General features: G+C 64.4%; 25 protein-coding genes. 17 read left to right on the plus strand and 8 right to left on the minus strand.

Going from position 1 to position 21,096, the window contains the following annotated elements; genetic code table 11:
* Positions 1-6 precede the first annotated feature (6 nt).
* Complete coding sequence (locus B2R83_RS00295) at positions 7-1,158, minus strand: YjgN family protein (protein WP_292037652.1); 1,152 nt, start codon at positions 1,156-1,158, stop codon at positions 7-9.
* A 222-nt stretch (positions 1,159-1,380) separates the two neighbouring features.
* Here B2R83_RS00295 and B2R83_RS00300 point away from each other — a divergent pair, with 222 nt between their 5' ends.
* From B2R83_RS00300 to ftsB, 4 genes are all read left to right on the plus strand, one after another.
* Positions 1,381-3,060, plus strand: a complete 1,680-nt coding sequence (locus tag B2R83_RS00300; protein ID WP_292037654.1) for a CTP synthase — start codon at positions 1,381-1,383, stop codon at positions 3,058-3,060.
* On the plus strand, positions 3,057-3,911 hold the full coding sequence (gene kdsA / locus B2R83_RS00305; RefSeq protein WP_292037655.1) for a 3-deoxy-8-phosphooctulonate synthase: 855 nt from the start codon (positions 3,057-3,059) through the stop codon (positions 3,909-3,911). The genes B2R83_RS00300 and kdsA overlap by 4 nt, the downstream gene beginning before the upstream one ends.
* A 142-nt stretch (positions 3,912-4,053) precedes the next feature.
* Positions 4,054-5,340, plus strand: coding sequence for a phosphopyruvate hydratase (gene eno, locus B2R83_RS00310; RefSeq protein ID WP_209588944.1), 1,287 nt, complete (start codon positions 4,054-4,056; stop codon positions 5,338-5,340).
* A gap of 72 nt (positions 5,341-5,412) precedes the next feature.
* The gene (ftsB, locus tag B2R83_RS00315; RefSeq protein WP_027864309.1) at positions 5,413-5,757 is read left to right on the plus strand and encodes a cell division protein FtsB; all 345 of its coding nucleotides are present in this window, start codon (positions 5,413-5,415) and stop codon (positions 5,755-5,757) included.
* Between the two features lie 42 nt (positions 5,758-5,799).
* On the opposite strand, the gene B2R83_RS00320 is transcribed toward ftsB, so the two are convergent.
* On the minus strand, positions 5,800-6,219 hold the full coding sequence (locus tag B2R83_RS00320; protein WP_229445978.1) for a PAAR domain-containing protein: 420 nt from the start codon (positions 6,217-6,219) through the stop codon (positions 5,800-5,802).
* Between the two features lie 249 nt (positions 6,220-6,468).
* Between B2R83_RS00320 and B2R83_RS00325 the strand changes: the two genes are divergently transcribed.
* On the plus strand, positions 6,469-6,744 hold the full coding sequence (locus tag B2R83_RS00325) for a hypothetical protein (RefSeq protein WP_292037660.1): 276 nt from the start codon (positions 6,469-6,471) through the stop codon (positions 6,742-6,744).
* Positions 6,745-6,792: 48 nt separating this feature from the next.
* Here B2R83_RS00325 and B2R83_RS00330 read toward each other — a convergent pair whose 3' ends face one another.
* A complete protein-coding gene (locus tag B2R83_RS00330; RefSeq protein ID WP_036214244.1) occupies positions 6,793-7,299 on the minus strand; it encodes a Dps family protein in 507 nt (168 codons plus the stop codon).
* 193 nt (positions 7,300-7,492) lie between these two features.
* On the opposite strand from B2R83_RS00330, the gene B2R83_RS00335 reads away from it, so the two are divergent.
* Entirely contained in the window at positions 7,493-8,236 is a 744-nt protein-coding gene (locus B2R83_RS00335) for a hypothetical protein (RefSeq protein ID WP_209588946.1), read from the plus strand.
* 52 nt (positions 8,237-8,288) lie between these two features.
* On the opposite strand, the gene hslO is transcribed toward B2R83_RS00335, so the two are convergent.
* Together hslO and B2R83_RS00345 are read right to left on the minus strand one after the other, a co-directional pair.
* Complete coding sequence (hslO, locus tag B2R83_RS00340) at positions 8,289-9,239, minus strand: Hsp33 family molecular chaperone HslO (protein ID WP_036214248.1); 951 nt, start codon at positions 9,237-9,239, stop codon at positions 8,289-8,291.
* Between the two features lie 4 nt (positions 9,240-9,243).
* Complete coding sequence (locus B2R83_RS00345) at positions 9,244-9,768, minus strand: gamma carbonic anhydrase family protein (protein WP_036214250.1); 525 nt, start codon at positions 9,766-9,768, stop codon at positions 9,244-9,246.
* A 163-nt stretch (positions 9,769-9,931) separates the two neighbouring features.
* Here B2R83_RS00345 and B2R83_RS00350 point away from each other — a divergent pair, with 163 nt between their 5' ends.
* The 11 genes from B2R83_RS00350 to bamC all read left to right on the plus strand — a co-directional run bounded on the left by B2R83_RS00350 (position 9,932) and on the right by bamC (position 18,718).
* Positions 9,932-10,825 (plus strand): alpha/beta fold hydrolase, encoded by an 894-nt coding sequence (locus B2R83_RS00350; RefSeq protein ID WP_292037664.1) that lies wholly within the window; start codon positions 9,932-9,934, stop codon positions 10,823-10,825.
* 227 nt (positions 10,826-11,052) lie between these two features.
* A complete protein-coding gene (locus B2R83_RS00355; RefSeq protein ID WP_036214254.1) occupies positions 11,053-11,724 on the plus strand; it encodes a hypothetical protein in 672 nt (223 codons plus the stop codon).
* An 18-nt stretch (positions 11,725-11,742) separates the two neighbouring features.
* The gene (locus tag B2R83_RS00360) at positions 11,743-12,291 is read left to right on the plus strand and encodes a FlgO family outer membrane protein (RefSeq protein WP_292037666.1); all 549 of its coding nucleotides are present in this window, start codon (positions 11,743-11,745) and stop codon (positions 12,289-12,291) included.
* An 85-nt stretch (positions 12,292-12,376) separates the two neighbouring features.
* Positions 12,377-13,207, plus strand: coding sequence for a 3',5'-nucleoside bisphosphate phosphatase (locus B2R83_RS00365; RefSeq protein WP_292037668.1), 831 nt, complete (start codon positions 12,377-12,379; stop codon positions 13,205-13,207).
* Between the two features lie 231 nt (positions 13,208-13,438).
* A complete protein-coding gene (locus B2R83_RS00370; protein ID WP_036214260.1) occupies positions 13,439-13,648 on the plus strand; it encodes a cold-shock protein in 210 nt (69 codons plus the stop codon).
* A 133-nt stretch (positions 13,649-13,781) separates the two neighbouring features.
* The gene (gene htpX / locus B2R83_RS00375; RefSeq protein WP_292037669.1) at positions 13,782-14,657 is read left to right on the plus strand and encodes a protease HtpX; all 876 of its coding nucleotides are present in this window, start codon (positions 13,782-13,784) and stop codon (positions 14,655-14,657) included.
* Positions 14,658-14,676: 19 nt separating this feature from the next.
* A complete protein-coding gene (locus tag B2R83_RS00380; protein WP_292037670.1) occupies positions 14,677-15,300 on the plus strand; it encodes an L-threonylcarbamoyladenylate synthase in 624 nt (207 codons plus the stop codon).
* Positions 15,301-15,353: 53 nt separating this feature from the next.
* The gene (locus B2R83_RS00385; RefSeq protein ID WP_027864298.1) at positions 15,354-16,010 is read left to right on the plus strand and encodes a site-2 protease family protein; all 657 of its coding nucleotides are present in this window, start codon (positions 15,354-15,356) and stop codon (positions 16,008-16,010) included.
* Positions 16,007-16,582 carry a class I SAM-dependent methyltransferase gene (locus B2R83_RS00390; protein ID WP_371846054.1) on the plus strand — a complete coding sequence of 192 codons (576 nt, stop codon included), beginning with the start codon at positions 16,007-16,009 and terminating at the stop codon, positions 16,580-16,582. Before B2R83_RS00385 ends, B2R83_RS00390 begins: the two co-directional genes overlap by 4 nt.
* Positions 16,583-16,639: 57 nt before the next feature.
* On the plus strand, positions 16,640-17,521 hold the full coding sequence (gene dapA / locus B2R83_RS00395; protein ID WP_292037672.1) for a 4-hydroxy-tetrahydrodipicolinate synthase: 882 nt from the start codon (positions 16,640-16,642) through the stop codon (positions 17,519-17,521).
* Between the two features lie 42 nt (positions 17,522-17,563).
* Positions 17,564-18,718: an outer membrane protein assembly factor BamC gene (gene bamC / locus B2R83_RS00400; RefSeq protein WP_292037674.1), complete on the plus strand. Its 1,155-nt coding sequence runs from the start codon at positions 17,564-17,566 to the stop codon at positions 18,716-18,718.
* A gap of 130 nt (positions 18,719-18,848) precedes the next feature.
* On the opposite strand, the gene B2R83_RS00405 is transcribed toward bamC, so the two are convergent.
* The 3 genes from B2R83_RS00405 to B2R83_RS00415 all read right to left on the minus strand — a co-directional run bounded on the left by B2R83_RS00405 (position 18,849) and on the right by B2R83_RS00415 (position 21,015).
* The gene (locus B2R83_RS00405; protein WP_036214272.1) at positions 18,849-19,124 is read right to left on the minus strand and encodes a hypothetical protein; all 276 of its coding nucleotides are present in this window, start codon (positions 19,122-19,124) and stop codon (positions 18,849-18,851) included.
* Between the two features lie 268 nt (positions 19,125-19,392).
* Positions 19,393-19,881 (minus strand): hypothetical protein, encoded by a 489-nt coding sequence (locus B2R83_RS00410; protein ID WP_292037675.1) that lies wholly within the window; start codon positions 19,879-19,881, stop codon positions 19,393-19,395.
* Between the two features lie 12 nt (positions 19,882-19,893).
* Positions 19,894-21,015 (minus strand): cupin domain-containing protein, encoded by a 1,122-nt coding sequence (locus tag B2R83_RS00415; protein WP_292037677.1) that lies wholly within the window; start codon positions 21,013-21,015, stop codon positions 19,894-19,896.
* Between the last annotated feature and the right edge of the window lie 81 nt (positions 21,016-21,096).

Consider the following 21,096-nt stretch of genomic DNA (forward strand, 5'->3'; position numbering starts at 1 on the left):
TCTTTCTTACCAACTGAGGTCGATGCCGAAACCGTCGGCGACGCTGTCGCCGGCCGCGCCGTCGCGGGTCGTGACACGGGAAGCGGCGACGTCGATGTCGCCGTCCACTTCGATGTGCAGGTGCGCCAGTCGGAAGCGGTACACGTTGACGACGGCGAAAGGGCGGTACAGTCCCAGGCTCAGGACGGTGAACAGGGCGTTCCTGGCCTGCAGCTTCATGAAGTCGCGCGCCGGCAAGGTCGAGCGAAAGCGGATGCCGGGGAAGCGGGTGTTCGACCAGGCCAGGTTCGACACCCGTACCACCATGTAGGGGCCGATCAGGAGGTAGGCCAGGTAGGCCGACGCGACCCCGGTGAACACGGCGATGAATAGGGCCGCGCTGCGTCCGTTGCCCGCTGCGGCGCCGGCGAAGCCGCCGGCCAGGCCGGCGCAGAAGGCCGCAAGCAGGCCAAGGCTGCCGCCCACGAGGTAGAAGCGGTAGAAGCGGCGTCCCTTGACCTCGTAGCTGGCGTGCTGGTCGCCGAACAGCAGGTGGGCATGCTGGAAGCGGCGGATCCGTGCGTGCATCAGTGGCCACAGCAGGTAGAGCAGCAGCGGCAGGGTTGCCAGCCCGGGCTTTCCTGGATACAGCGCGAGCAGGGCGCCCGGCATCAGGAAGGTGAACACGGGCGGCAGCCAGGCCAGGTAGGCCTGGCCCACCGATCCATCGAAACCCAGGCGCAGGCCGCGGTAGCTGGTGTTCCCGAGACGAAAGCGCAGGGCGCCGCGCATCAGGTAAGGGAAGGCGAGCAGCAGGCCGACGATCACCATCACCCCGAAGGTGGTCGAGAAGCCGAAGGCGTAGTGGTAAGCCACCAGCAGCACGACCGACAGCAGGCGCCCGGCCAGCACGGCGCGCGGATTGCCATGGAAATCGAAGCTGGCCCCGACCAGGACCGTATTGCGGTCGAAATACTGCAGGCGGCGCACCTTGGCCCAGGCCGAGTAGATGCCGAAGGTGGCCAGCGTGAGCAGCAGGTTGACGACCCAGATGCGGAAGTACTCGCGGCCGTCGCCCGTGAAGCCCAGCGCCAGGGTGCGCGGCTGCGGCGGCGCGGCGACCGTCTCGGTGTCGGACAAGACGGCCGCGTCGGCGGGCGGGTCGGTCAATGTATGCATGGATCGGCCAAAAGATCCCAGTATAGGCAGCACCCCTGCCGGTCGGTCAATTGATGGGGCATATTCTCGCTCCCTGGCGTTTTGCAGATGCCATGTTTTTCTCCGGTAATGGCATCCAAACGCGCCTTTTGCCGCGGCATTGGCATGGTGACCAGAAGTATTTGCGCGGTTTAAGGTATAATTTCTATTTCCCGCGCGTGCCATTCGGCACCTTCAGTACAAATGACCAAATTCGTATTCGTCACTGGCGGCGTCGTGTCTTCCCTGGGCAAGGGGATCGCAGCCGCTTCCCTCGCCGCGATCCTCGAATCGCGCGGCCTCAAAGTCACCCTGCTCAAGCTCGACCCGTACATCAACGTGGACCCGGGCACCATGAGCCCCACCCAGCACGGCGAAGTGTTCGTCACCGACGACGGCGCCGAGACCGACCTGGACCTGGGCCACTACGAGCGCTTCATCAGCACCCGCATGAAGAAGGTGAACAACTTCACCACGGGCCAGATCTACGAGTCGGTGATTCGTAAAGAGCGCCGTGGCGAGTACCTCGGCAAGACCGTGCAGGTGATCCCGCACATCACCAATGAAATCCAGGACTACATCCGCCGCGGCGCCGAAGGCGTGGACGTGGCGCTGGTCGAGATCGGCGGCACCGTCGGCGACATCGAGTCGCTGCCTTTCCTGGAAGCCGCGCGCCAGCTGTCGCTGCGCTCGGGCCGCAAGGGCGCCGCGTTCGTGCACCTGACCCTGGTGCCCTGGATTGCCTCGGCCGGCGAACTGAAGACCAAGCCGACCCAGCACTCGGTGCAGAAGCTGCGCGAGATCGGCATCTCGCCGAACGCGCTGCTGTGCCGCGCCGACCGCCGCATCCCCGACGACGAGCGCGGCAAGATCTCGCTGTTCGCCAACGTGGAAGAGCAGGCCGTGATCTCGGTGTGGGACGTGGACACCATCTACAAGGTGCCGCAGGTGCTGCACGATCAGGGCCTGGACGACATCATCCTGGAAGCGCTCGGCCTGGAAGCGCCGAAAGCCGACCTGTCGATGTGGACCAAGCTGATCCACACCCTGGAAAACCCGAAGCACGAGATCACCATCGGCATGGTGGGCAAGTACGTCGACCTGATCGAATCGTACAAGTCGCTGACCGAGGCGCTGCGCCACGCCGGCATCCATACCGAGAGCCGCGTCAACATCGAATACCTCGACTCGGAAGAGATCGAAAGCAAGGGTTGCGATCACCTGGCCAAGTACGACGCCATCCTGGTCCCGGGCGGCTTCGGCAAGCGCGGCGTGGAAGGCAAGATCCTGGCCGCCCGCTATGCGCGCGAAAACAAGATTCCTTACCTCGGCATCTGCCTGGGCATGCAGGTCGCGCTGATCGAATACGCGCGCAACATGGCCGGCCTGACGAACGCCAACTCGACCGAGTTCGATCCGGAAACCGACCAGCCGGTGGTCGCCCTGATCACCGAATGGCAGAACCATGACGGCAAGGTCGAGAAGCGCGACGTCAATTCCGACCTGGGCGGCACCATGCGCCTGGGCGCGCAGACCTGCGCCGTGAACCCGGGCACCCTGGCCGCCGAGATCTACGGCAATGTGGTGACCGAGCGCCACCGCCACCGCTACGAAGGCAACAACTACTACCTGCCGAAGATTGAATCGGCCGGCCTGGTGGTATCGGCGCGCACCCCGAACGAAGACCTGCTGGAAATCATGGAACTGCCGCGCGAGGTGCACCCGTTCTACATCGGCGTGCAGTTCCACCCGGAGTTCAAGTCGACCCCGCGTAACGGCCACCCGCTGTTTACCTCGTTCATCCAGGCCGCCCTGAAGCACCAGGCGGCCGCTACCCACGTGGCGGCGAACAGTTCGCCGGCACTGCAAGGAGACGCAGCATGAAACTCGCCGGATTCGACGTCGGCCTCGACAAGCCGATCTTCCTGATCGCCGGTACCTGCGTGATCGAATCGCGCCAGATGGCGCTCGACACCGCCGGTACGCTGAAGGAAATCACCAGCGCGCTGGGCATCCCCTTCATCTACAAGTCGTCCTTCGACAAGGCCAACCGCTCGTCCGGCAAGTCCTTCCGCGGCCCCGGCATGGAGAAGGGCCTGGACATCCTGGCCGACGTGCGCAAGGAAATCGGCGTGCCGGTCCTGACCGACGTGCACGACGAAGAGATGATCCCGCAGGTGGCCAGCGTGGTCGACGTGCTGCAGACGCCGGCCTTCCTGTGCCGCCAGACCGACTTCATCAACGCCTGCGCGCGTTCGGGCAAGCCGGTCAACATCAAGAAGGGCCAGTTCCTGGCGCCGGGCGACATGAAGAACGTGATCGACAAGGCACGCGCCGCCGCGCGCGAAGCGGGCCTCCCGGAAGATAACTTCATGGCCTGCGAACGCGGCGTCTCGTTCGGCTACAACAACCTGGTCTCGGACATGCGTTCCCTGGCCATCATGCGCGAATCGAACTGCCCGGTGGTGTTCGACGCGACCCACTCGGTGCAGCTGCCGGGCGGCCAGGGCACCTCGTCCGGCGGCCAGCGCGAGCACGTGCCGGTGCTGTCGCGTGCGGCCGTGGCGGCCGGCATCGCGGGCCTGTTCATGGAGACCCACCCGGACCCGGCCAACGCCATGTCGGACGGCCCGAACGCGGTCCCGCTCGGCCGCATGAAGGAACTGCTGACGACCCTGGTCGAGCTCGACCGCATCGTCAAGAAGACCGGCTTCCTGGAAGCGGACTTCAAGTAAGCACAGCATCAGCAAAATGCGCGCGTGCGCCCGGCGATCGGGCGGACGCGCGCATTTGTTACAATGTCAAGCGATTTGGCTGCCCAGGCTTTGCCCAGCAGGCGGCTGCTACAGATTTTTACCTTTCCGGAGACTGAAAAACATGAGTGCTATCGTTGATATCATCGGCCGCGAAATCATTGATTCGCGCGGTAATCCGACCGTGGAATGCGACGTCCTGCTGGAATCGGGCGTGATGGGCCGCGCCGCCGTGCCTTCGGGCGCCTCGACCGGTTCGCGCGAAGCGATCGAGCTGCGCGACGGCGACCCCAAGCGTTACTTCGGCAAGGGCGTGCTGCAGGCCTGCGAGAATATCAACACCGAGATTTCCGAAGCGATCATGGGCCTGGACGCGAATGAGCAAGCCTTCCTGGACCGCACCCTGATCGATCTCGACGGCACCGAAAACAAGAGCCGCCTGGGCGCCAACGCCATGCTGGCCGTGTCGATGGCCGTGGCCAAGGCAGCCGCCGAGGAAGCCGGCCTGCCGCTGTACCGCTACTTCGGCGGTTCCGGCGCGATGCAGCTGCCGGTCCCGATGATGAACGTCATCAACGGCGGCGCCCACGCCGACAACAACCTGGACATCCAGGAATTCATGATCATCCCGGTCGGCGCACCGTCGTTCAAGGAAGCGATCCGCTGGGGCGCCGAAGTGTTCCACACCCTCAAGAAGATCCTGCATTCCCAGGGCCTGAACACCGCCGTCGGCGACGAAGGCGGCTTCGCCCCGTCGGTTGCCAACCATGAAGAAGCGATCAAGCTGATCATGCAGGCGATCGAGCAGGCCGGCTACGTGGCCGGCCAGGACTTCGCGCTGGGCCTGGACTGCGCTGCGAGCGAATTCTACAAGGACGGCAAGTACGTGCTCGAAGGCGAGGGCGGCCTGGCACTCTCTAGCGCGGACTTCACCAACATGCTCGCCACCTGGTGCGACAAGTACCCGATCATCTCGATCGAGGACGCCATGGCCGAAGGCGACTGGGAAGGCTGGGCGACGCTGACCGCCGCCCTGGGCAAGAAGGTGCAGCTGGTGGGCGACGATCTGTTCGTCACCAACACCAAGATCCTGAAAGAGGGCATCCAGAAGGGCATCGCCAACTCGATCCTCATCAAGATCAACCAGATCGGCACCCTGACCGAGACCTTCGCCGCCATCGAGATGGCCAAGCGCGCCGGCTACACCGCCGTGATCTCGCACCGTTCGGGCGAGACCGAAGACTCGACCATCGCGGACATCGCGGTTGGCCTGAACGCCCTGCAGATCAAGACCGGCTCGATGTCGCGCTCGGACCGCATGGCCAAGTACAACCAGCTGCTGCGCATCGAGGAAGATCTGGGCGACGTCGCTTCCTACCCGGGCCGCGACGCGTTCTATAATCTGAAGTAAACCCGAAGCAAGGGCCCCTGGCCGGACTGCCCCCGCGGGCAGTCCGGCCTCGTCTTTCGTCTCACTGCATTCATGCGACTCATCACCATCGCCCTCGCCGTCCTGCTGCTATTGATCCAGTACCCGCTATGGCTGGGGAAGGGTGGCTGGCTGAACGTCGCCGACATGCGCGAGCAGGTCGACAAGACCCGCAACAAGACCGAGCTGCTGGAAGCGCGCAATGCCAAGCTGGAATCGGAAGTGCGCGACCTGCGCGACGGCACCGGTGCGGTGGAGGAGCGTGCCCGCTATGAACTGGGCATGATCAAGCAGAATGAAATCTTCGTGCAGGTGTTGCGCAAGGACGAACAGCCCGCGGTCTCGATGACCGTGCCGCCGCCCCCGCCGCCGCCGAAGGAAAAAAAGGGCGGCCGCTGATCTCCGCCTTTTCCGTATCAGCGGCAGCGCCCGGCGGCGCGTTCAGGCTTCGCTGCTACCCCGTGCCGGCATGTAGCCGGGTTGCAGCAGCCCCGTGATCGGCGCATCCCCTTCGAACAGCACGATTTCGCCCATGTTCTGCCGGCTCAGGGCGATGCGGTCGCCGTTCTCGACGTGGCTGCCGACCAGCGCAACCGGCCGGTCGCCGAACGTGGACGCATTGCCCGCGCCGGAAACGATGATGCTTTCGCTGCCGTCGGGATAGCGGACCCGGTCGCCGACGCAGGCGATGCGGAAACCGTCCATGTGCACCACGTTATCGGCCACGACGACCTCCCCGCCTTGTACGGTACGCGACCCGATCGTCGCAATGGGATAACGGGCCGTGATTTTTCGGCGAGCCGGAACAGGATTGCATTCTTGATCGACCGACGCTGCTGCCGCTGCGGACATACGCTTCATTGACGCTCCTATGGATGTGACCGGCGAGTGATCCTTCCACGCTTGCCAGACGTGCTCGACGCGGTCTTACTCTCGATATGGCGAAGCGTATTGGAATGTATCAAGGCCGACCCATGGTTGACTTTCCGCAAACCAACATTCATGTAGGACTGGGACTACACTGAACTTACCGGAAGGTGGGCGTCATGATGCGTACAGGGTAAGACCCTGGCAGTGTATGATCAGCAGAATGACTTCAAGGAACCCAGCATGACCCAGGAAAACACCCCTCCAAATCCCGCAGAGCTCGATTCGCTCGACGCCATCGCCGACTGTCTCGCTGACGCCTTCGAGGACGGCGACGGCGCCGTCATCACCGTGGCCATGCAGGCCGTGGCACAGGCGCCCGGCCTCGGCGCGCTGGCGGCTGCCGTGGGCATACCGCGCGACGCCTTGCACACCGCCCTGGTGGCGGAGGAATTCAACCTCGACCTGACGCTCGAGATCATGAAGGTGGTCGACCTCCACATGTCAGGCCGGGACTGAGGCCCCGGATTCCTGACAGGCCGCAGCCGTCGACCGCGGCAATGTGAATCAATCCGACGAGGCGTCGCCCTGGCTCGCGCCGGCGCCTTGCTCCAGGAAGGAGCGCAGCATCCAGGCGTTCTTCTCGTGCACTTCCATGCGGGTGGTCAGCATGTCGGCGGTCGGGAAGTCGTCCAGGTCGTCGGCAACCTTGACGCCCTGGCGCATGGTACGCACCAGGATTTCGTTGCCTTCGACCAACTGGCGGATCATTTCCTTGGCCGACAGGACTTCCGGCTCTTCCTTGATGCTCGACAGTTCGACGTAGCGCTTGGAGGTGGCAGGGGCGAAATGGCCCAGGGCGCGGATGCGTTCGGCGATCTCGTCCAGCGCATTCCATTGCTCGGTGTACTGCTCCTCGAACATCACGTGCAGGGTCGAGAACATCGGCCCGGTGACGTTCCAGTGGAAGTTGTGGGTCTTCAGGTAAAGCATGAACGCGTCGCCCAGGACGGTCGAGAGCGAATCGACGATCTTGGCGCGGTCTTCGGTGCTGATTCCGGTATCCATGTGCATCGTTTTTCTCCTGTGGGTGAGTGCAGTGTTTATAAGGAAATGACAACACTGTCAAAGATGCATCAGCTTAGCACCGCTGCAAAAAATGCGTGTTTTGAGTGTCACGGTTCAAATGCGGGGCGTGAGAATGTGCGCACATTGGCAACCCAGCAGTATTTACAATGCAGGCACCTCTTGCCGATGAAGGACCCTCATGAAGCGACTTTCCATCATCGCCGCGCTGCTGGCGATGGCCGCACCCGCATTTGCCCAGGACGGCACATCGCCAGAAGCGCCGCCCACCGAAAAGGTCGAAGTCAGCAGCATCAAGGATCCCGAGCTGCTTCCCTACCGCCGCATGGTGCGCGGCCTCGACGCATGGGAAGAAAAGCGCGCGCTGGCGCCGAAGGCGGAGCTGCGCTTCGAACTGTGGACGAAGGACGGCAAGCCGGCCGTTACCGACGGCCTGCAGCTGCGCATCGCCGGCGATACGGTCGATATTGCGCTGCCGCTCGACGCGAGCGGCACCTTTGTTTTGCCGCGCAGCCAGGAAGCCTTCGACGATCAGGCCGATCTCGTTTCGAACCGCAAGAAGGCCGAGATCCGCTGGCGCCCGCACGTACGCACGCCGGGCGTGCCGGCGAATGCGCGGCGCCTGGGCGACCTGCGCCTCGAGTGCGAGGTCGGCGTGGCAGTGCGCAAGGAAGACATTCCGCTGCTGTACCGCGCAGGGGCGGTGGCAGCAGGCGGTCTGTGCAGGTTGCCGATGGTGTCCTATCCCTACCGCGCACCGCGGCGTCTGGCCTCGGCCATGATCGTGTCGGGCGAGCGCAAGGCGGGGCTCCCGCTTCACCTGAACGGCGCCGCCTACATGGCGCCGCTGCGCGACAAGAGCTGGGACGACGACGCGCTGGTCGTGTATGAATTTGCCGAGGCGCCGCAGGCCCCTGCGCCGTAAACGACAAGCGGGCGGCAGCGCCGCCCGCTTTCGCAAAGCGCCGCTACGACGCTCAGTTGATGCTGCCGCTGGCCGGCATCATGGTTTCCACCGGCGTATCGCTGGCGAACAGCTGGGCGCAATCGACCTTGTCGAAGGCGTAGTGCTTGCCGCAGAAGTCGCAGTTGATGCCCAGTTCGCCCAGGTCGGCCAGCGCCGATTCCACTTCCGGCTGGCCCAGCATCTTGAGCATGTTGCCCACCTTTTCGCGCGTGCAGCTGCAGTGGAATTGCGGGTGCTGCGGATCGAAGACGCGGATCGTCTCTTCCCAGAACAGGCGCTTGAGCAGGGTCTCGATGTTCGTGCTCAGGAGTTCCTCGCGCTTGAGGGTCTGGCCCAGCATGACCGCGCGGTTCCAGGTTTCCAGGTCTTCCGCTTCCGAAGCCTGCTTCTGCTGGTCGTCCTTGCCGCTGTGGCGCGGGAGCTTCTGCAGCAGCAGGCCGCGCGACACCTGGTCGTCGGCCGCCAGCCACAGGCGCGTGTCCATCTGCTCGGAACGCAGCATGTAGTTCTCGATCACGGTCGCCATGTCGTCACCGATCAGCGGCACCACACCCTGGTAGGGCTGCTGGCCCGGCACCTTGTCGACCGGATCGAGCGTGATCACGAAGCGGCCCTTGCCGTGCGCATTGAACATCTGCTCCAGGGTCGCGTCGTCGGCCAGTTCGGCGTCCGGCGCCAGTTTCGCGGTGGCGCGGATGCGCAGCTGGGCGTCGCACTCGACCACCAGCAGGCGCACCGGGCCATCACCGAAGATCTGCATCACGATGGCGCCGTTGAACTTCAGGTTGGCCGACAGCAGGGCAGACGCGGCCACCATTTCGCCGAGGGCGGCGCGCACTGCCTTCGGGTAGGCATGCCGGGCCTGGATCTCGCGCCAGGTGTCGGAAATCTCGATCAGCTCGCCGCGCACGGCGGCGTTATCGAAGATGAATTTTTGGAGGGTGTCGCGAGTGTCTGTCATTCTGTTATCCGATTTGCTTGAGCTGCGCCTTGAACAGCTGGCCGCGCGCCACGTAGCTCGCGGCGCTGGCCTGCAGGCGCAGCATGTCTTCTTCCGTCAGGGTGCGCACGACCTTGGCAGGCGAACCGAGGATCAGCGAACCGTCCGGGAACTCCTTGCCTTCAGTAACCAGCGCGCCGGCGCCCACCAGGCAGCCCTTGCCGATCCGGGCGCCATTCAGGATGACGGCCTGGATGCCGATCAGCGAACCGTCGCCGACCGTGCAGCCGTGCAGCATGGCCTGGTGGCCGACGGTCACGTTCTTGCCCAGCGTGAGCGGGAACCCCATATCGGTGTGCATCACCGTGCCTTCCTGCACGTTGCTGTTTTCACCGATGGTGATGCGCTCGTTGTCGCCGCGCAGCGTCGCGCCGTACCACACCGAGGCGTTCGCCTCGAGCGTGACCTTGCCGATCAGGGTTGCCGAATCGGCCACGAAGCTTGAGGTGTCGATCTCGGGCGCATGCTCGCCCAGCTGGTAAATCGCCATGGATGTGCTCGCGGAAGATTGAAATGCCGCTATTGTAAACCCCCTGTCCGCCATCGTCCGGTCGATCGCAAATGGGGACGGGCAAGACGAAATCAAGATTGAAGCGGTATAATGCGAACGGTCGTACTTTTTTCCTCCTTTCGCTCACGCTTTTGCCTGACTTATGCAAGCATCCCGTTCCGAATTCCTCACCATCCGCGGCCTGCGCACCCATGTGCGCCACTGGGGCCGCGAAGGCGCCCCCAAGATCTTCATGCAGCACGGCTGGATGGACGTCGCCGCCTCGTTCCAGTTCGTGGTCGACGCACTCAAGGGCGACTGGCACGTGATTGCCTTCGACTGGCGCGGCTTCGGGCTGAGCGAGCGCTCGCACTCCGACACCTACTGGTTCCCGGACTACCTGGCCGACCTGGAAGCGGTGCTCGACCATTACGCGCCGGGCGAGGCCGTGAACCTGCTGGGCCACAGCATGGGCGGCAACATCGCCAGCCTGTACGCTGGCGTGCGCCCCGCGCGCATCGCCCGGCTGATCAACCTGGAAGGCTTCGGCCTGCCTGCGTCCCGCCCTTCGCAGGCGCCGGGGCGTTTCGCCAAATGGCTCGACGAGTTGAAGGCCAAGCCGGAGATGCGCGGCTATGCCAGCCTGGACGAGGTGGCGGCGCGGCTGCAGAAGACCAATCCGCGTTTATCCGGCGAGCGGGCCGCCTTCCTGGCGGGGCACTGGGCGGCCCGGGACGCGGACGGCCAGTGGCGCATCCTGGGCGACCCGGCGCACAAGATGACCGGCCCGCTGCTGTACCACGCCGACGAGGTGCTGGCCTGCTGGACCCAGATCACGGCGCCGGTGTTGTGGATCGAGGCGGAAGAAACCGAGATGTGGCGCTGGATGGGGCCGAAGGAGCAGGCGAGGGCGGAGATCGACCGGCGCCGCGAGCACCTGGCCAAGGTCACGGCGCGCATGATGCCGGGAGCGGGGCATATGCTGCATCACGATCAGCCGGAATTGCTGGCGCGCATGATCGAGGCGTTCTTGACCGGTTCTGAAGTTCCGGGTTGATCGAGCAAAATTGGATCCCGGCCTGCGCCGGGATGACGGCTCTACCGCTAGCTGCCAGCCCATGCACGTCGTTCCGGCGAAGGCCGGAACCCAAGTTCGTCGCACGCCGATAGCGTTGTTAGTACCCATCAGCACCCGTTGAGTCAATTGCCCCAAGGAAACGCCTGTGCTACAGTCGCACCCGACCCGGCGCCCCGCGCGCCCTTCGACAGACTGACAGGACACACATGCGATTTCGAGCCGCCCTCGCGCTCTGCGGCGCCCTCCTGGCGGCGGGCTGCGCCATTCCCTACAGCCCGGCCCCGGTGGCCACCAACTTCCCCAGCACCCAGCAGGCCAAGCTGCAGGCGGCTGCGCACTGGGGCGTGATCGCACGCCACATGGCGGGCCAGCTCGCGCCCTCGCTGAAGGTGAATGCGAAACGCCCGCTGTACGTCAGCTCGCAGCAGTCGAGCGCCTTTGCCCAGGGCGTGAGCAGCCATCTGGTCTCGGCCCTGGTCAACGACGGCTACATCGTGGTCAAGGTGCCGGATGCGAACACCCTGCGCATCGAACTCGACACCCAGGTAGTCGCTTTCTCGGCCAAGCGTCCGCAGTACAAGTTCGCCGGCGAGCGCAGCCTGCTGGTAGCGGGCGCCTGGGTGCTGACCGAAATCGACCACACCGTCGAGTGGCTGGCCACCGCCGCCATCTTCGCCGAGGACGCCTATTCCTGGTTCCATTCCCAGTTCGCCACCGGCGACACGCCGAAGACCGAGATCATCGTCAACCTGTCGCTGGCCGACGACGCGCGCTACTACGCGCGCACCACCTCGGTGTACTACACCACCGACAGCGATCGCGCGCTGTACGACGCGGCGGCGCAACCCACCAAGACCTTCGCGGTCCGCAACCATTAAGCACGGAGCACCGAGGCCATGAAGCGAACCCTGACCCTCCGCGCCGCGCTCCTCGCGCTGCCCCTGCTGCTGGGCGCCTGCTCGACGACCAGGGAAGACACCAACTACACCTCGGTCTCGGCCAACGCTTTCGTGGCCGCCAACTATCGCGCCGCCGACGCGCTGGCGCTGCAGCTGCGCGGCAAGCTGGGTGACGAGAAGCCCCTGATCATGGCCACCATCGTCAACATCGACGCGCTCGAGCAGACCTCGATGCTGGGCCGCCTGGTGTCGGAACAGCTCTCGACCCGCCTCGCGCAGGGCGGCATGAAGATGCTGGAGATGAAGCTGCGCAACAGCGTCTACCTCAAGCGCGGGCAGGGCGAGCTGATGCTCACCCGCGAGATCGGCGAGGTGGCCAGCGCCCACAACGCCCAGGCGGTGGTGGTGGGCTCGTATGCCGAGACCCGCGACGCCGTCTTCATCAACGTCAAGGTGATTCAGCCGAGCACCAACCTGGTGTTGGCCGGCCACGACTACGTGCTGGCGAAAGAGGGCACGGTGCGTTCCATGCTTCAATCCAACTGATCTGTTCTCGTAGCAGCACGGCAGGCCCATTGGCGCGTACAATGTTTCGCTCCATCGCCAATCAATCGCCACTACGCGCCGTGCCATGAAAGCCGATCTCCACTGCCATTCCAATGTCTCCGACGGCGTGCTCGCACCCGCCGCCGTCGCCGCCTATGCGCGCAAGGGCGGCGTCGACGTCTGGGCGCTGACCGACCACGACGAAATCGGCGGGATCAAGGCCGCGCGCCAGGCGGCCGGGGAGCTCGGCATGCGCTTCGTGGCCGGCGTCGAGATTTCGGTGACCTGGGCGAACGAGACCGTCCACATCGTCGGCCTGCAGGTCGACGAGGACAACCGGGCCCTCATCGGCGGCCTGGCCGCCACCCGCAACGGCCGCCAGGCGCGCGCCAGGGAAATCGCGGCCCAGCTGGACACTGCCGGCATTCCCGGCGCCTATGAGGGCGCACTGCGCTACGTCGGCAACCCGGACCTGATCTCGCGCACCCACTTCGCCCGCTTCCTGGTCGAGATCGGCGCCTGCGGCTCGACCTCCGAAGTGTTCCGCAAGTTCCTTACCGAGGGCAAGCCGGGCTACGTGCCGCACCGCTGGGCCAGCTTGGCGGACGCGGTCGGCTGGATCCGCGGCGCCGGCGGCATCCCGGTGATCGCGCATCCGGGCCGCTACCCGTTCAGCGACACGGCCGAAGGGGCGCTGTTCGACGAATTCCGCCAGCTGGGCGGCAATGCCATCGAAGTGGTCACCGGCAGCCATACGCCGGACCAGTACCAGACTTACGCCGAGCTTGCGCGGCGCTACGGCTTCCTGGCCTCGCGCGGGACGGATTTCCACGCGCCGGGAGAAGCGCGCGTCGAGTTTGCCGAACTGCCGCCGCTGCCGGCCGGGCTCACGCCGGTCTGGCACGACTGGTTCTGAGACGTGTGCAGGCTGACAAGTTCTGCACGCTGCGGTGAAATAAAAAAGAAATCGTTAGGTGGAACGGAAGAAGTCCTGTATCTTCAATCGGGCACAACATCAAGTCGTCGTTCTCGTTGGTCTCTTTCCCGTCTCGCCATCCGGCATTCCTGTTTGATTCCCTCCTGCTGCATCCTTCTTGCTTGCCTGTGCGTTCCGGCATCTTTGCCTCATCACATTCAAGGTATACACATGACTACTCAAACCGGCACCGTCAAATGGTTCAACGATTCCAAGGGCTTCGGCTTCATCACCCCTGATGCAGGCGGCGGCGACCTGTTCGCGCACTTCAAGGATATCCAGTCGGACGGCTTCAAGAGCCTCGCGGAAAACCAGCGCGTCTCCTTCATGCGCGCCAGCAGCCCGAAAGGCGACAAGGCGAGCGAGATCCGCGCCATCTAAGCCGTCGGGGCGGAAACCCGCCTCTCGGAACATGCCAAGCCCGCTCATGCGGGCTTTTTCTTTGGCTTGAAATTTTCGCTCGTCAGCCCAATCTTTGCAGCCTGACATCATCTTGTTGCCAGGAGGGCTGTCCATGAAACGCATCGTGTTGTTCCTTGCCACCAACCTCGCCGTGGTGCTGGTGGTGTCGCTCGTGCTCAACCTGCTCGGGGTGGGACGCGCCGTCACGGGGCAGGGGATCGATATCGGCAGCCTGGCCGTGTTCTCGCTGGTGGTCGGCTTCACCGGTTCTTTCATTTCGCTCCTGATGAGCAAACCGATGGCCAAGTGGTCCACCGGCGCGCGCGTCATCGAGACCCCCGCCAACGGCACCGAACGCTGGCTGGTCGATACCGTGCGCCGGCTGTCCGAGCGCGCCGGCATCAAGATGCCGGAAGTCGCCGTCTACGAAGGCGAACCGAACGCCTTCGCCACCGGCGCCTTCAAGAATTCCGCGCTGGTGGCGGTGTCCACCGGCCTGCTGGCCAGCATGAACCAGGACGAAGTCGAGGCCGTGCTCGGCCACGAGGTGGCCCATATCGCCAATGGCGACATGGTCACGCTCACCCTGATCCAGGGCGTGGTCAACACCTTCGTCGTGTTCCTGGCGCGCGTGGTCGGCTATTTCGTCGACAAGGTGCTGTTTCGCAGCGAGGACCGCGGTCCCGGGATCGGCTACATGATCACCGTGTTCGTGTGCGAGATCGCATTCGGCATCCTGGCATCGATCATCGTCGCCTGGTTCTCGCGCAAGCGCGAGTTCCGCGCCGACGCCGGTTCGGCAAAGCTGCTGGGCAGCCCGGTGCCGATGCAGCGTGCGCTGGCCCGCCTCGGCGGCCTGGCGCCGGGTGCGCTGCCCTCGTCGATGGCCGCTTCCGGCATCTCGGGCAGCGGCGGCGGCTGGGGCGCGCTGTTCTCGACCCACCCGCCGATGGAGCAACGCATCGCGGCGCTGCAGGCAATCAGATAAAAAGAAAGGCAGAATCCAGATGGCCCAACACTTCCAGATCCACCCCGAGAACCCGCAGCCGCGCCTGATCAAGCAGGCGGCCCAGATCATCAGTTCGGGCGGCATCGTCGCCGCGCCGACCGACTCGGCCTATGCGCTGGTGTGCCGCCTCGACGACAAGGCCGCGGTCGAGAAGCTGCGCCGCATCCGCGGCGTCGACGACAAGCACCACCTGACGCTCCTGGTGCGCGACCTGTCCGCGATCGCGCACTTCGCGCGCGTCGACAACACCCAGTACCGGCTGCTCAAGGCGACCATGCCGGGCCCCTACACCGTGATCCTGGAGGCCACGCGCGAGGTGCCGCGCCGCCTGTCGCATCCGTCGCGCAAGACCATCGGCGTGCGGGTTCCGGAAAACCAGATCATGCTGGCGCTCATCGAGGAACTGGGCGAGCCCTTGATCGGCACCACGCTGCAGCTGCCGGGCGACGACCACATGCTGTCCGATCCCGACGAAGTGCTGGAGCGCCTCGGCAAGCAGATCGAGCTGGTGATCGACGGCGGGGCCGGCACGCTCGAGGCGACCACGGTCATCGACCTGACCGGGCCGGCGCCGGAACTGGTGCGCGAGGGCAGGGGCGATCCGGCCGCGTTCGGGCTGTAGGGCTTCAGTTTCTCCTAACAGCCGGGTCCTGCGGACCTGATAGAATCGCGCACATGGATCCTGAACTGATACGCAACATTGCCGTCTACGCGCTGCCCGTCCTCTTTGCGATTACCCTGCACGAAGCCGCCCATGCCTACGTCGCCCGCTATTTCGGCGACAACACCGCCTATGCCGCCGGGCGCATGACGCTCAACCCGCTGGTGCACGTCGACATCTTCGGCACCATCGTCATTCCGATCGCCCTGTACCTCACCACCGGATTCGTGTTCGGCTATGCCAAGCCGGTGCCGGTCGACTTCAACCGCCTGCGCAATCCGAAGCGCGACATGGCCTGGGTGGCGCTTGCCGGTCCCGCCGCCAACTTCATCATGGCCTTCCTGTGGCTGGTGCTGGCGGTGCTGCTGGTCGCCTTCGGCGTCGGCGAGGAATTCCCGCACAAGGTGGCCCAGGCCGGCCTGTTCGCCAACCTCCTGATGTTCGCCTTCAACCTGCTGCCGATTCCGCCCCTGGACGGCGGCCGCGTGCTCACCAGCATGCTGCCGAATTCCCTGGCCTACAAGTTCGCGCGCATCGAGCCGTACGGCTTCTTCATCGTGCTGGGTCTGATCTTCATGAACCTGCTGGCCTTCTGGGTGATGCCGGTGATGAACCTGGGACGCATCCTGCTGCAGCTGATCGCCTCGCCCCTGACCCTGCTGCTCACATGAACATGATGAACCTGCCGGTTTCGCCCTGGGTCGCACGCTTCGCGCCGCTGGCAAAGGCCGGCGAGGCGCTCGACCTGGCCTGCGGCAGCGGCCGCCACGCGCGCTTGCTGGCGGCGCGCGGCATGCATGTGCTGGCCCTGGACCGCAACGCGGAGCTCCTGGCTGCGCTCGCCGGCCCGAACGTGGCGACGCTGCAGCACGACCTCGAGGCCGAGGACGCGGTCTGGCCCTTCGAACCGGGGCGCTTCGCGCTGATCGTCGTTACCAATTACCTGTACCGCCCATTGTTCCCGCAGCTGGCGGCCAGCCTGCTTCCGGACGGCATCCTCATTTATGAGACCTTCGCCCAGGGTAACCAGGTCTACGGCAAGCCCTCGAACCCGGATTTCCTGCTGGCCCCGGAAGAACTGCTGGGCCTGGCACGCGGGGGCGGCTTGCAGGTGCTGGCCTACGAGGATGGCCACGTCGACCGCCCCCACCCGGCACAGGTGCAGCGCCTGTGCGCGGCCGGTCCCGGCTTTGCCAAAACCGAGGCAAAGCTCGACCATAATGTGGGTTCGAATGAACCATAGAGGCGGGCGATCCGCTACAATCAGACTTTTATTTACTTTCCGGCACGGCCAACGCATATGATTAAGGGCAGCATCGTAGCAATCGTCACCCCGATGTTCGAGGACGGCAGTCTTGACCGCGACTCTCTGCGCAAGCTGATCGACTGGCACATCGCGGAAGGCACCGACGGCATCGTCATCGTCGGCACCACGGGCGAATCGGCCACCGTCTCCCCCGAGGAGCATGCCGAACTGATCAAGATCGCGGTGGATCATACCGCCGGCCGCATCCCGGTGATCGCCGGCGCGGGCGGCAACTCCACCGTGGAAGCCATCGCACTGACCCAGCACGCGAAGGATGTCGGCGCCGACGCCTCGCTGCAGGTGGTCCCGTATTACAACCGTCCGACCCAGGAAGGCATGTACCGCCACTTCAAGGCCATCGCCGAAGCGGTCGACCTGCCGGTCATCCTGTACAACGTCCCGGGCCGCACCGTTGCCGACATGAGCAACGAGACCGTCGCGCGCCTGGCGCCGATCGACAACATCGTCGGCATCAAGGACGCCACCGGCAACATCGGCCGCGGCATCGAGCTGCTGCGCATGGTCGACAAGTCCTTCGGTGTGTACTCGGGCGACGACCCGACCGCGATGGCCCTGATGTTCTGCGGCGCCGTCGGTAACATCTCCGTCACCGCCAACGTGGCCCCGCGCGCGATGCACGAGCTGTGCGCCGCCGCCATGTCCGGCGACGTGGCGCGCGCGGTCGAGATCAACAACCGCGTGCTCGACCTGCATGCCAAGCTGTTCGTCGAACCGAACCCGGTGCCGGTCAAGTGGGCCCTGGCCGAAATGGGCCGGATCCCGACCGGCCTGCGCCTGCCGCTGGCGCCGCTGGGCTCGTCCTTCCACGATACCGTGCGTGGCGCACTGGCCCAGGCGGGCCTTCTCTCTGCCTGAACCCGCAAGGGTTCCGGTTCCTGGTAACTGATATCGAACGACATGACAAATCGCACTAATAAGACCCTCGCGACTCCTGGCGCCGCGCGCGTGCTGACGCTGACCGCGATCGCGCTGAGCCTCGCCGGCTGCACCACCATCTTCGAATCGGACAAGGTCGACTACCGTGGCGCCAAGAAGGCCGCCAACCTGGAAGTTCCGCCGGACCTGACCGCGCTGCAGCGCGACAACCGCTATGCCGTACCGGACGGCAAGGGCGTGGCGACGGCATCCGGTTTCCAGCAGCAGATGGGCGCGCAGGGTGCGATGGCGCCGGTGGCCGGTTCGCTGCAGCCGATCGGCCCGGTCTCGACCGACGCCGTGAGCGTGCAGCGCAACGGCGACCAGCGCTGGCTGGTGGTCAAGCAGACCCCGGAACAACTGTGGCCGCAGCTGCGCCAGTTCTGGGAAAACCAGGGCTTCGCCATCGAGACCGAATCGGCCACGACCGGCACCATGGAAACCAACTGGGTCGAGAACCGTTCGAAGATTCCGCAGGACTTCATCCGCCGCTCGATCGGCAAGGTGTTCGACAGCGCCTACTCGACCGGCGAGCGTGACAAGTTCCGTACCCGCCTGGAACGCCTGCCGGATGGCTCGACCGAGATCTGGATCAGCCACCGCGGCGCCGAGGAAGTGCTGCAGGGCGCCCAGAAGGAAACCACGATCTGGACCGTGCGTCCGAACGATCCGGGCCTGGAGGCGCAGTTCCTGGGCCGCCTGGTGGCCCAGCTGACCGGCGTCAAGGAAACCAAACCGGCCGAGACCATGGTCGCGAACGCGCCGGTGGCGCCGCAGCAGGCCACGCTGGTCGGCAATGCCGTGGAACTGAACGAAGGCTTCGACCGCGCATGGCGCCGCGTCGGCCTGGCGCTGGATCGCGTCGGCTTCACCGTGGAAGACCGCGACCGCGTGCAGGGCGTGTACTTCGTGCGCTACGTCGATCCGGATGCGGCCAACAAGGATGGCTTCTTCAAGAAGCTGTTCACCTTCGGCTCGGACGACAAGGCCAAGGAAGCCCAGCGTTACCGCGTGATCGTCAAGGCGGAGCAGGGCGCCTCGACCAGCCAGGTCAGCGTGCAGACCAATGACGGCAAGCTTGAAACCGGCGAAACCGGCGCCAAGATCCTGAAGCTGCTGGCGGATGAGCTGAAGTAATCAGAAGCTTGACGATATCGTCGAAACCGGCCCGAGCGGCCGGTTTTTTTATGCGCAGGTGGTTTGCACGCAAACAGTAGGGACGAAAAAAAACCGGCCCGCAGGCCGGTCTTGAATCAGATCGCGCTGATTACTTGGTTGCAGCAGCGTCAGCAGCTTGCGAAGCAGCGGTCGAAGCAGCAGCAGCAGCGTCAGCAGCGGTCGAAGCAGCAGCCGAAGCGGCAGCAGCAGCGTCAGCAGCCGGAGCAGCGGTGGTTGCGTCGGTAGCGGCCGGGGTAGCAGCAGCGTCGGTGGTAGCAGCAGGTGCTTCAACAGCAGCCGGAGCGACCGGAGCAGCTTCTTCTTTCTTGCTGCAAGCAGCCAGAGCAACAGCCATCAGGGAAACGATCAGCAGGGATTTTTTCATGATTTTCCTTAATATTTCAAAAGTAAGTACTGCTTGTTTGAATAATAATTACCGGTAATTATTGCTCAGAGGAATTTTCGTGCTTTCGTTAAAAGCAATACTGCCAGATAGGCAACGGAACCTTCCTGACCTGATATTATAGCCAAATTTACTGAATCGCAATAGCGAACTCATTCCTTGGCGAAAGTATTTTGCGGTTTAACAAGCTTCATATTGTTACAAGATGAAACGGCCAGGCCGCCAGCTGGTAGCAACAGGCTTATAACGTTCATAAGCCTGTTGTGGTTGACTGAAGGATAGAAAAAGATTCGATCCAGATCGCTTCGAAGCGATGCCGTGGCAGCTCCACCGCTTGCGCGAGCGCGAAGCTGGCTTCGCCCCGCATGTGCGCACTGTGGAAGCGGCGCACGAGGTGCAGGTCGTCGGCGATGCAGAAGGAATCGGTGAGATTGCGCAGGCCTTTCGGCGTGCTGCGGCAACTGAGCAGGTGGCCGTAGTCGCGCAGCAGACGCAAGAAGCGCGGGTAATGGCGTTCGATGTGGGCCGGCGAGTGCATCGCCAGGCGCAGCACGCCGCCGCGTTTGAAAAATTCCCGCAAGCTTGCATCGACTTCGCTGCTTCCCAGAGGGAACACGGCGAAGTCGGGGTCGAACAGGTCGAGGCGGGTGCGCGCGGCAGCCAGGCAGGCGCGGAATTGGGTCTCGAATTCCGCCCGGGTGTCGAAACGAACGACTGCTTCCCTTGCCGGTTCCTGCATGGCGTCTCCCGCTCAGCCCAGTTCCACCCAGCCGTCCTGGTACCAGGTGTACAGGGCTTCGAGCACGTCGTCGGTGGCGCTGCCCAGCAGTTCGCCGCCAATGCGGCGCTCGTTGGCCAGCACGTCCAGCACCGCCTTGTCGGCGCGGCTGACGGCGAAGGACTCGCCATTGATGAAGACGCTCTTGCCGCGATACAGCATCAGGGTCTTGCTCGACAGTTTCAATCCCTTCTTTGCCGCGCTTTCCATGAAGCGGCCGACCGTCAGCGGCTTGGCCGGACCGGTGAAGTACACGTTGTGTTTCGGCTCGGACAGGTATTCGCCCAGGAATACCGAGACGTCTTCCTCGTCCCAGCGCACCTTGTTGAGTTCCTCGACGATGGTCGCGAGCATCTCGCGCGGGATCTCGGCCGGGTTCTTGGTCGGCTGCAGGTCCGGATCGGCATAGCGTCCCGGCAGGTCGATCGAATCGGCCATGAACTGCAGGAAGGCTTCGCCCATTTCCTGGAAGGAGGGCGAGCGGAAACCGATCGAATAGGTCATGCATTCGCCCTCGGCCACGCCGTCGTGCGCGTAGTGCGGCGGCAGGTAGAGCATGTCGCCCGGCTCCAGTACGAATTCTTCCTCGGCCTCGAAGTTGGCGAGGATCTTGAGCGGCAGGCCTTCGACCAGGTCGAGGTCCTGCTGGGCGCTGATGCGCCAGCGGCGCTTGCCCTGCGCCTGCAGCAGGAACACGTCGTAGGAGTCGAAGTGCGGGCCGACGCCCCCGCCGTCGCTGGCGTAGCTCACCATCAGGTCGTCGAGGCGGGCGTCCGGCACGAAGCGGAACTGGCGCAGCAGTTCGTCGGCGCGCTCGTCGACCAGGTTGACGCCCTGGACCAGCATGGTCCACTCGCGTTCGCTGCGGGACGGCAGTTCTTCCAGCGGGCCGTGCTGCATGTCCCACTGGCCGCCGCGCAGGGTGACGAGGCGCGACTCGACCTCATTCCGGCGAGCGAGCTCGGCAAGTTTCTCGAATTTCAGGAGCGGCTTGAAGCCGGGGATGGCCTGGCGGATCAGGAGCGGTTTCTTGTGCCAGTAATCGCGCAGGAACTGGGCGGGAGTAATATTCCCGAGAAGCTGTAATTTTTTCATGCGCCATTATAACCAGCCAAATGAGCCAAACTGGCAAGTGCCATGGTTCGGTAAGGGTATAATCCGGGGCTTACAACGAAA

The sequence above is a fragment of the Massilia sp. UBA6681 genome, from assembly GCF_002454935.1.
Lineage (GTDB): Bacteria > Pseudomonadota > Gammaproteobacteria > Burkholderiales > Burkholderiaceae_D > Telluria > Telluria varians.

Excerpts from the sequence above, each read along its gene's own strand:
- B2R83_RS00295 (WP_292037652.1), bottom strand. The coding sequence starts at position 1,158 with ATGCATACATTGACCGACCCGCCCGCCGACGCGGCCGTCTTGTCCGAC.
- B2R83_RS00300 (WP_292037654.1), top strand. The coding sequence starts at position 1,381 with ATGACCAAATTCGTATTCGTCACTGGCGGCGTCGTGTCTTCCCTGGGC.
- kdsA (WP_292037655.1), top strand. The coding sequence starts at position 3,057 with ATGAAACTCGCCGGATTCGACGTCGGCCTCGACAAGCCGATCTTCCTG.
- eno (WP_209588944.1), top strand. The coding sequence starts at position 4,054 with ATGAGTGCTATCGTTGATATCATCGGCCGCGAAATCATTGATTCGCGC.
- ftsB (WP_027864309.1), top strand. The coding sequence starts at position 5,413 with ATGCGACTCATCACCATCGCCCTCGCCGTCCTGCTGCTATTGATCCAG.
- B2R83_RS00320 (WP_229445978.1), bottom strand. The coding sequence starts at position 6,219 with ATGAAGCGTATGTCCGCAGCGGCAGCAGCGTCGGTCGATCAAGAATGC.
- B2R83_RS00325 (WP_292037660.1), top strand. The coding sequence starts at position 6,469 with ATGACCCAGGAAAACACCCCTCCAAATCCCGCAGAGCTCGATTCGCTC.
- B2R83_RS00330 (WP_036214244.1), bottom strand. The coding sequence starts at position 7,299 with ATGCACATGGATACCGGAATCAGCACCGAAGACCGCGCCAAGATCGTC.
- B2R83_RS00335 (WP_209588946.1), top strand. The coding sequence starts at position 7,493 with ATGAAGCGACTTTCCATCATCGCCGCGCTGCTGGCGATGGCCGCACCC.
- hslO (WP_036214248.1), bottom strand. The coding sequence starts at position 9,239 with ATGACAGACACTCGCGACACCCTCCAAAAATTCATCTTCGATAACGCC.
- B2R83_RS00345 (WP_036214250.1), bottom strand. The coding sequence starts at position 9,768 with ATGGCGATTTACCAGCTGGGCGAGCATGCGCCCGAGATCGACACCTCA.
- B2R83_RS00350 (WP_292037664.1), top strand. The coding sequence starts at position 9,932 with ATGCAAGCATCCCGTTCCGAATTCCTCACCATCCGCGGCCTGCGCACC.
- B2R83_RS00355 (WP_036214254.1), top strand. The coding sequence starts at position 11,053 with ATGCGATTTCGAGCCGCCCTCGCGCTCTGCGGCGCCCTCCTGGCGGCG.
- B2R83_RS00360 (WP_292037666.1), top strand. The coding sequence starts at position 11,743 with ATGAAGCGAACCCTGACCCTCCGCGCCGCGCTCCTCGCGCTGCCCCTG.
- B2R83_RS00365 (WP_292037668.1), top strand. The coding sequence starts at position 12,377 with ATGAAAGCCGATCTCCACTGCCATTCCAATGTCTCCGACGGCGTGCTC.
- B2R83_RS00370 (WP_036214260.1), top strand. The coding sequence starts at position 13,439 with ATGACTACTCAAACCGGCACCGTCAAATGGTTCAACGATTCCAAGGGC.
- htpX (WP_292037669.1), top strand. The coding sequence starts at position 13,782 with ATGAAACGCATCGTGTTGTTCCTTGCCACCAACCTCGCCGTGGTGCTG.
- B2R83_RS00380 (WP_292037670.1), top strand. The coding sequence starts at position 14,677 with ATGGCCCAACACTTCCAGATCCACCCCGAGAACCCGCAGCCGCGCCTG.
- B2R83_RS00385 (WP_027864298.1), top strand. The coding sequence starts at position 15,354 with ATGGATCCTGAACTGATACGCAACATTGCCGTCTACGCGCTGCCCGTC.
- B2R83_RS00390 (WP_371846054.1), top strand. The coding sequence starts at position 16,007 with ATGAACATGATGAACCTGCCGGTTTCGCCCTGGGTCGCACGCTTCGCG.
- dapA (WP_292037672.1), top strand. The coding sequence starts at position 16,640 with ATGATTAAGGGCAGCATCGTAGCAATCGTCACCCCGATGTTCGAGGAC.
- bamC (WP_292037674.1), top strand. The coding sequence starts at position 17,564 with ATGACAAATCGCACTAATAAGACCCTCGCGACTCCTGGCGCCGCGCGC.
- B2R83_RS00405 (WP_036214272.1), bottom strand. The coding sequence starts at position 19,124 with ATGAAAAAATCCCTGCTGATCGTTTCCCTGATGGCTGTTGCTCTGGCT.
- B2R83_RS00410 (WP_292037675.1), bottom strand. The coding sequence starts at position 19,881 with ATGCAGGAACCGGCAAGGGAAGCAGTCGTTCGTTTCGACACCCGGGCG.
- B2R83_RS00415 (WP_292037677.1), bottom strand. The coding sequence starts at position 21,015 with ATGAAAAAATTACAGCTTCTCGGGAATATTACTCCCGCCCAGTTCCTG.